The organism is Emticicia sp. (genome assembly GCF_043780375.1).
Classification (GTDB): Bacteria; Bacteroidota; Bacteroidia; order Cytophagales; family Spirosomataceae; genus Emticicia.
Genome location: NZ_JAYWCU010000155.1, coordinates 1 through 8,851 on the forward strand (window position 1 = coordinate 1; position 8,851 = coordinate 8,851).

Here is an 8,851-nt window from a genome sequence, read left to right on the forward strand (position 1 = left end):
TCGTAGTATATAATTTTTGAATCAAAAAAAATACACACTAAATTGTACTATTCTAATTTTTAAATTTAAAAATTGTACTTTTTAATGCAATCAACGTGAGAGCATTGTGGGTTAATATTTTCATAAAAGTAATGTTTTGCAAAAGTTTTTGCAAATAAAATGTAGCCGTTTATTGCTTTTTTTACTTCGTAAACAAAAATGATTCCCATGAAAAAACTTATTCTCGCACTCTATTTATTGTTTGGAGCAAGTCAGTTTCTCCAAGCTCAATCAATTACCTTACAGCCAAATACTGGCAATAATGGCAATTTACTGATTAAAAGTACCAGCTTTACTTATGGCAATGTTTCAACATCAGATGCTGGGGGTGCCGACTTGTTTTTTAGAAGAAGCGAACCTGCCAATGACGTTGGAGCAACAGGAACACTTGTTGGAGCTATTTCTACCCGGTCTGATAAGTTTCAAATCAATGCTTATGACAACCATTATCTAAATTTCTATGTCAATAGCAGAAATGCGTTCAGAATCTTGACCAATGGCTATACTGGTGTAAATACTACAGTTCCAAGTCGTTTTTTTCATGTCAAAGGCAGCACGATTCTGAGCGAAACTTCAGACAGTGCCAATGTACAGATTGGTACTACTACGTCCAATTTCGCAAAATTGGTGGTCAGTAGCAGTGGTTTTCCCAATGGCGTTTTTATTGATGCACTCAATACGGGTGGTGGTCATGCTTTGAATGTCAATGGTTCTACTAATCTCAATGGAACAACTTTTATCAGTGGAAGTTTAGCGGTCAGTGGTAGTCTTTCAAAAGGCAGTGGCTCGTTCAAAATAGACCACCCACTCGACCCTGAAAACAAATACCTTTACCATAGTTTTGTGGAAAGCCCCGACATGATGAATGTGTATAATGGCAACACCACTACCGACAAAAAAGGCTACGCTACCATCACCTTGCCCGATTATTTTGAGGCGTTAAATACCGATTTTCGCTACCAATTGACCGCCATCGGCACTTTTACCCAAGTGATTGTATGCGAGAAAGTGCAGCATAATCAATTCAAAATCAAGACAAAAAAACCCAATGTGGAGGTAAGTTGGCAAGTAACTGGCATCAGAAATGATGCTTTTGCCAAGCAAAACCGTATTCCGAATACCGTAGAAAAACCCGCCGAAGAAAAAGGTTTATACCTGCACCCAGCGGCGTTTGACCTACCACCGAGCAAAAACGTACTTAATGCCAAGAAAAACACCGTTAATTAATGCCGTATTCTCACCTTTATACCATTTTTTAGAAAACATTAAAAACAGCAATCATCATGCAAAAGATACTCAAATTTATACTTATTGTTAGCTTTTTTGCTTTAAAAATGCCTTCCGTACAGGCACAAAGAATGATATTATTTATGGATGTGGCGGGCATAGCAGGCGAAAATGTAACGAATAATGCTCGTAATGCCGTATCCAATAGCCCACCCAGTAGCCAAACCATTGCTCTTTTATCGGCTACTTTTGCAGAAAGTGCAAACCTAAAAATAAAACGATCAATTGGAGGTATAGAATCTGGCAACCCCAATAATATCAGGGAAATGCTAATTTCGTTCAAAATGGATAAAGCAAGCCCACTGCTGTTTGACAAAATGTGGAAACAGCAACGCATCAGCAGCATCAATGTTTACTTTGATATGGGAACTAATGTACAAGACGAATTTCAACGCATCAAGCTAAGCAGTGTGCTTATAAAATCAATGACCATTCAATCAGCCTATGACGACGCCCCGACTATCAACATGACGATTACCTACGAGCAAATACTGAGGGGTTTTTCTGGTAGAAACCAAGCAGGCACGTTGGTATCTTTAGGCACACATTGCTATGATTATAAATTATTAGTAGCTGGTTTTACAACTACATGTCCCAATTTTTAAGAAAATGAGGTAACATCAAATGGATTGTTACTTAAATCAATTTTCAAATTTTCATTCAATCATCAAATAAAAAAAATCATGAAAAAACACCTATTTACAATTTTCCTCAGTTTATTGTTTTTGGGCTTACAAGCACAATCTTCTATTTTTCTAAAATATGATGGTATCAATGGCGATGTCGCAGTTACTGGCTTTAGAGATCATGTAGAAATATATGATCTATCGTATAACGTAACTAATAATATGCTGTCTAACTCAACAGAGACTACTGCCATTGTGAGTCCGTCATCACCGGGCTTAATTACTTTTTATAATACCATTAATAAATCTACCCCTGCAACAAGTTTTGGATTTTATGCAGCTGCCCCAATTGCTAAAATAGAGATAAAGCTAACCAGAGGAAGTGGTCCATTTCTTATTTTTTGCGTGCTTACATTAGAAGATTGTAAGATTGCTTCAATTCAAAACTTTGGTGATAACCAAGAAAAAATACAAATTTTGGCTACTAAATTTAGGGTAACTTATACGCCTTATAATAACATCGGGCAAGCACAAACACCCGTTACGAGAGGATGGGATTATGTAACCAATCTGCAAAACAATTGAGGTATCAGATGTTTGGGCAACAAAAAAAGCCTCAAAATCTACTGTTTTTTGGTAGTTTTTGAGGCTTTAAAGCACAAGTTGGTTTAATAGACTTCCTGCGAAAGTGTTTGTAGTAATTGATAGTAAATTGCATATATTTGTCAGATTTCATGAGTATAACAAACAATTTTTGATGAAAAAGTTACTTGTTTTTTGCTTATTTCTAAGCATTTCTAATTCCTTTGGGCAAACAGTAAATTATTTACTCCCAGATTTCAGCAAAGCCAAAACCATCAATGGTATGAAGTTGGTTTGGCAAGATGAATTTAATGAAGAGGGCAAACCTAATCCAAAATTTTGGAAGTACGAAAAAGGCTTTGTTCGCAACGAAGAATTACAATGGTATCAGGCGGAAAATGCCAATTGCAACAATGGCGTTTTATTAATTGAAGGGAAAAGAGTTCAAAACGCTAATCCAAATTTTGAAGCCAATAGCTCAATTTGGAGAAAAAATCGAAGCGAAATTAACTTTACCTCGGCCAGTATTCAGACCAAAGGCTTGCAAGAATGGCAATTTGGCACTTTTATTATTAGAGCCAAAATTGATACTACACTCGGTTCTTGGCCCGCAATTTGGACTTTGGGTAGTTCAGGTCAATGGCCATCGAATGGCGAAATTGATATTATGGAATTTTACAGAGTAAAATCAGAGCCAACAATCTTGGCAAATGTAGCTCATGGAACAGAAAAACAATACGTTGCCAAATGGGATGATTCAAAAACTAATTTGAAGCATTTTACCGATAAAAATAAAAATTGGGTAAAGCAATTTCATATTTGGAAAATGGATTGGACTCCTGAAAGTATCAATCTTTATTTGGATGATGAACTTCTAAACTCTACTTTGCTTTCAGAAACTATTAATCCTGATGGCAAAAACCCATTTTTACAGACACATTATTTGCTTCTTAATCTTGCCATTGGCGGAAAAAATGGCGGCGAACCAAATCCAAAAACTAAGTCGATAAAATACGAAGTTGATTATGTGAGGGTTTATCAGAAAGAGTAAATGAAGTAAGTAATTTTAATTATTTTTCAAAAACTACTTTTTCGTACAAATCCCCCAACGTAATTTCGCAGTCTAAAACTTTCAGTATGGCATTATCGCCGTGCAACGAAACGTACAACCATTCGTCGGACACCCTACGGTAAGATTCTACTTTTTTTTCTTTTTGCGAAACAATCACATATTGTTTCAGCGAAGGAATGGCTTGGTAGCAATTCCATTTTTCAACGTGGTCATATTCTTCACTTGATTCTGAAATGACCTCTACAAGCAATGAAGGGTTGAGCGTAGCTTTCATCGTTTGCTTATAATCTCGATAAATTGGCTCGCCTTCAACCATTTGCAAGTCTGGATAAAAATAGCGATGATATTCTTCGACATAAAGTAAGCGATTACTTCCGTAAATTTTGAAATCAAGTTTACGATAAAAGTAATTGAGAAAATAGATAAAATTCCCGACTAATAATTCATGTGTAGGTGTTGCGTATCCCATATCTCTAATGTAGCCATCTAAAAATTCATATCGCTCCGAAGAATGATCTTCATTAGCCAATTCTCTCTCCAGAAAGTCATTTTCAGACATTTTCAATCGAATTTTCTTTTTTATTTCAATGGTTTCGAGCATATTCTTATCATTTTTATCAAAAATAACTTTTTTTTCTCACCAACCAAATTTTTTCTTTTTCTTCTTCTGCCCTATTGGCATCGAATCTTGCTCTTTTTTCTTTGGGCTTGCCAATAATCTTTCTGCCAAATCTGGGCGATTGAGTTTGTGCAAACGACTACGAATCCAAGTTCTGAATTCTGGTTTATACCAAAAGAAGAAACGGTTTTGTGCTAATTTTTCCTCACGAGTTTTGGCAGTTTTGATAGGTTGTAAAGTATAAGGATGTACGCCCGAATAATAAATTACCTCCGCAACCGTCATTGGTGTAGGCGTAAAATCTTGCACTTGCTCCAACTGAAAGCCTAAATCTTTGGTTTCGGCAGCAAGGTTTGCCATATCTGCCTCTTCACAACCTGGGTGCGACGAAATAAAATACGGAACTAATGGCTGCTTGAGGTTATGTTTATCTTGAATCTTGTCGTATTTTTCCTTAAATTTCTTGAAATACTTAAACGATGGCTTACGCATCACTCGCAAAGTATCATCAGAGGTATGCTCAGGAGCAACTTTCAAACGCCCAGACACGTGGCGAGTGACCAACTGCTCCATGTATTCATCGTGATTGCCGTCTTTGTTGTTTTTATTAAAATCATCAACCAATAAATCATAACGAATACCAGAACCAACAAAGGCTTTTTTCACTTCGGGGTGAGCGTCAACCTGTTGATAAATCTTGGTTAAAGGCTTATGCGAAGTATCTAAATTGGAACAAATAACTGGGTGAATACAACTCGGGCTTTGACAACGATTACAAATATCTTCGTCTTTGCCTTTCATTTTGTACATATTTGCTGAAGGGCCTCCCAAGTCAGAAATATAGCCTTTAAACTCTGGGTGTTTTACAATCTGCTCAACTTCTTTCATAATCGAAGTTTCGCTACGAGACGCAATAAATTTACCTTGATGTGCCGAAATAGTACAAAAACTGCACCCTCCAAAACATCCACGGTGCATATTTATTGAAAACTTAATCATGTCATAGGCAGGAATCGCTCCACGATTTTTGTATTTTGGATGCGGCAAACGAGTATAAGGCAAATCGAAAGATTGGTCGATTTCCGTTTCGTTCATGATTTTGAATGGCGGATTTATTACCAAAGTCTTCTCTCCTACTTTCTGAATGATTCTATTCGCTTGCCATTTATTCGACTCAACTTCAACTATTTTGAAATTAGAAGCATATTTGATTTTATCCTGCAAACATATCTCATGGCTCGCCAACTCAACTGTGTTCCAATTTTTATACTTTGGCAATTCCTCAGTCGAATTATGCAAATAAGCAATTTGATTGATGTCTTTGATACTCGTTAGTGGAACACCCTGTTTTACCAATTTGAGCAGTTCACGCAAAGGTTGCTCGCCCATACCGTACACCAACATATCGGCCCCCGAATCGGCCAAAATAGTAGGCATTAACTCGTCTTTCCAATAATCATAGTGGGTAACTCTTCGCAACGAAGCCTCAATTCCACCAATCAAAACTGGTACATCGGGATACAATTGTTTCAATATTTTTGAATAAACCGTTGTAGCATAATCAGGTCGAAAACCTGCTTCACCACCTGGCGTATAGGAGTCATTCGAGCGTAAACGTTTGTTAGCAGTATAATGATTCACCATCGAATCCATACAACCAGCTGTTACTCCGAAGAAGTATTTGGGTTTGCCAAATTTTTTAAAATCACGCAAATCGTCCTGCCAGCTTGGTTGTGCTACTATTGCGATTCTCAACCCTTCGCTTTCCATTATTCTCCCAATTACAGCCGTTCCAAAAGCAGGATGATCTACATAGGCGTCGCCCGAAATTAGCACAACATCTATTTCGTCCCAGCCTCTTTTTTCTACTTCTTTTTTGGTCAAAGGCAACCAGTCGGTAATTGGTCTTTCTATCATAACACAAAATTAACGAAGTTTTATGAAGTAATAGGCATAAAAACGATTATAATTGACTTTATTTAAAACTTTCGATTGAAAACTATTTATTGAAAATGACAAAAATGACAAAAAAATTGGCTTTTAAATTTGTATTTATTCCTGATTTTTTTTCCAAATGATTGTGTTTACCATTGAGTTTTCTGCTAAACCATCTTGACTAAAGTAGAAAATCAGAACATTTTGAACTCGTTTTGAAATCACATTTACCATGAATTATTGACGACTGTTTTTGTTCTCTAACTTGCTTATTTAGTTCATTTTTGCAGAAAAAATCAAATATAATACCACAACAAATATTACTTTTTTGGAGTTCTATATGAGAAACTCATAAATTGTAAGTATTTTTGTGATAGAATCTAACCTAATCCTTAACATGAAACCTGCCAAGTATGCAAAAGTAAAATTCTTAAATAAGGACAAATCGCTGTTTTTCTCAGTATTAAGAGAAAATATCGATGCTTACTTTGAAGAAAGCAAACTCGTTAAAACGGGTGGTAGAAAATTACTAATCAAGGCAACTTTCATGCTCAGTCTTTATCTTATTCCTTTTGGTTTAATTTTGACTGGAAATTTCTCTCTATTACAAATGCTCTATTTATCGGTGGTGATGGGCTTGGGTGTAGCAGGTGTAGGTATGTCGGTTATGCACGATGCTATTCACGGTTCGTTTTCTTGCTCTTCTATTACAAATAAAATCTTTGGTTGGAGTATTTATCTCCTCGGTGGCAATGTGTATAACTGGGACGTTCAGCACAATAAACTGCACCATACTTATACCAACATTCATGATATTGACGAAGATATTACGGGCAAATTTTTGCTGCGTTTATCAGTTGGTGATAAACTTAAATCTGTGCATCGTTTTCAGCATGTTTATGCTTTCTTTTTATATAGTTTAATGACTATTTCGTTTTTATGGAAAGATTTTAAAGAAATTTCGCTTTATAACAAAATGGCTAAAACTGGTTTGGTTAAACCTTTTCCAAGAAAAGAATTGGTAATTTTGATAATCAGTAAAATTTCTTATGTTTTATTTATTTGTGGTATTCCGTTGCTTATGCTCGACATTACTTTCGGACAATGGCTTTTAGGATTTTTGGCAATGCACTGCACAGCTGGTTTAATTCTAAGTACCGTTTTTCAATTGGCTCACGTAGTTGAAGGGGCAAATCAACCAACTCCCGATGACAAAGGTAATCTTGAAAACGCATGGGCAATTCATCAATTGCTTACAACATCAAACTTTGCTGGAAAAAACAAAGCACTCTCATGGTACATTGGCGGTCTTGACTATCAAATAGAGCATCACTTATTTCCGAATATTTCTCATATTCACTACCCAGCTATTTCAAAAATAGTAAGTAAAACTGCCCAAGACTTCAATATTCCTTATAACGATAAGACCTCTTTCCTTAAAGGGCTAAATTCGCACATCAAAATGTTGCATAATTTGGGGCATGGGGTTGTTTGATAGATAAAAAATTAAACCTAATTATCTTAGATAAGTAATTTTCGTTGAACTCAACGAGGATTATCTGCTATGTAATATATTAATAATCAAGCTCTTGTGTCTGCCTAATCCATTTTAATTTGCTTCAATCCAATATTCTGCCAACACAAATGGTCAATTAAAGGCACGGCTTCAATGGTAAAAGTTCGGACTACATTAAATAAACTATTTTTAGGTGTTTACCTGCCGTTTTTTAGTATTATTCAAAAACAACTTCACTGCAAATGCTTTGAAAAGACTCCATATATTTAGTTATTTGTAATTCTATTTTTAACCCTAAACATCTAATTATGCAAAACAATAATCGTTCACATCTTTATACCCTCATGACCGTTTGGTTTTTTTGGAGTTTCGTGGCAGCATCAAATGGAATATTAATACCATTATTCAAAGAAAAATTCACACTCACTCAAACTCAAGCCCAATTAGTTGATTTTGCTTTTTATGCAGCCTATTTTATCGGTTCTCTGCTTTATTTAATCTTTTCACGCATTATGGGTGGCGATATTCTCAATAAAATTGGTTATAAAAATGGTATAGTCATTGGACTTTTGATTTCGGCAGTCGGAACTTTATTGTTCTACCCTGCTGCCCAATTAGCTTCTTATAATTTATTACTTTCGGGTCTATTCATTGTTGGACTTGGTTTTTCACTACAACAAACTGCTACTCAGCCATTTATGATTGCCCTCGGCCCACCAGAAACAGGGGCTCAACGTATCAACTTAGGTGGTGCTGTCAATAATCTCGGTGGCACGATTGGTCCAGCTTTGGTATCGTACGCAATCTTTGGTTCAATTTCCAAAGATGCTGCAGCAAATGCTTCCATAGAAGACGTAAAAGTACCTTATCTTATCTTAGGGGCATTATTTGCCTTGATGGCATTGTTTTTCTGGCGTTCAAGTTTACCCCGTATCAAAAATGATGAAGACGTACAAGTAAGCAATATCGTAATTGGTTTGCCTCTCGCTTTTTTGGTGTTGTGTGTAGGCGTTGCGGCGGCTTTTACCATCGAAATTGCCATTACTTTTACCTTTATATTAATGGCTGCTTTGATGGTTGGTTATATGCTTTACTCGCTCGCCAACAAAGAAGGCGAAATTAAGGGTGCAGGTTCAGTATTGAGCTACCCACAGGCAATTTTGGGTATGACAGCC

8 protein-coding genes are annotated in these 8,851 nt (G+C 36.2%); 6 read left to right on the plus strand and 2 right to left on the minus strand.

All coding sequences use genetic code 11. The features are described from left to right. Window positions 1-207: 207 nt before the first annotated feature. From ACH2CJ_RS12385 to ACH2CJ_RS12400, 4 genes are all read left to right on the plus strand, one after another. The gene (locus tag ACH2CJ_RS12385) at window positions 208-1,266 is read left to right on the plus strand and encodes a hypothetical protein (RefSeq protein ID WP_394993123.1); all 1,059 of its coding nucleotides are present in this window, start codon (window positions 208-210) and stop codon (window positions 1,264-1,266) included. A 56-nt stretch (window positions 1,267-1,322) separates the two neighbouring features. Next, a complete protein-coding gene (locus ACH2CJ_RS12390; RefSeq protein ID WP_394993124.1) occupies window positions 1,323-1,931 on the plus strand; it encodes a type VI secretion system tube protein Hcp in 609 nt (202 codons plus the stop codon). A 78-nt stretch (window positions 1,932-2,009) separates the two neighbouring features. Then, on the plus strand, window positions 2,010-2,537 hold the full coding sequence (locus tag ACH2CJ_RS12395) for a type VI secretion system tube protein Hcp (RefSeq protein WP_394993125.1): 528 nt from the start codon (window positions 2,010-2,012) through the stop codon (window positions 2,535-2,537). 172 nt (window positions 2,538-2,709) lie between these two features. After that, window positions 2,710-3,585 (plus strand): family 16 glycosylhydrolase, encoded by an 876-nt coding sequence (locus ACH2CJ_RS12400; RefSeq protein WP_394993126.1) that lies wholly within the window; start codon window positions 2,710-2,712, stop codon window positions 3,583-3,585. 19 nt (window positions 3,586-3,604) lie between these two features. Here the strand turns inward: ACH2CJ_RS12400 and ACH2CJ_RS12405 are convergent, their stop codons facing one another. Both ACH2CJ_RS12405 and ACH2CJ_RS12410 read right to left on the minus strand, forming a co-directional pair. After that, on the minus strand, window positions 3,605-4,207 hold the full coding sequence (locus ACH2CJ_RS12405) for a Uma2 family endonuclease (protein ID WP_394993127.1): 603 nt from the start codon (window positions 4,205-4,207) through the stop codon (window positions 3,605-3,607). A gap of 36 nt (window positions 4,208-4,243) precedes the next feature. Next, on the minus strand, window positions 4,244-6,142 hold the full coding sequence (locus ACH2CJ_RS12410; RefSeq protein ID WP_394993128.1) for a YgiQ family radical SAM protein: 1,899 nt from the start codon (window positions 6,140-6,142) through the stop codon (window positions 4,244-4,246). 415 nt (window positions 6,143-6,557) lie between these two features. Here ACH2CJ_RS12410 and ACH2CJ_RS12415 point away from each other — a divergent pair, with 415 nt between their 5' ends. Further along, window positions 6,558-7,655: a fatty acid desaturase family protein gene (locus tag ACH2CJ_RS12415; protein WP_394993129.1), complete on the plus strand. Its 1,098-nt coding sequence runs from the start codon at window positions 6,558-6,560 to the stop codon at window positions 7,653-7,655. A gap of 329 nt (window positions 7,656-7,984) precedes the next feature. Further along, window positions 7,985-8,851 (plus strand): MFS transporter (locus ACH2CJ_RS12420; protein WP_394993130.1); only part of this gene is annotated, 867 nt, incomplete at its 3' end.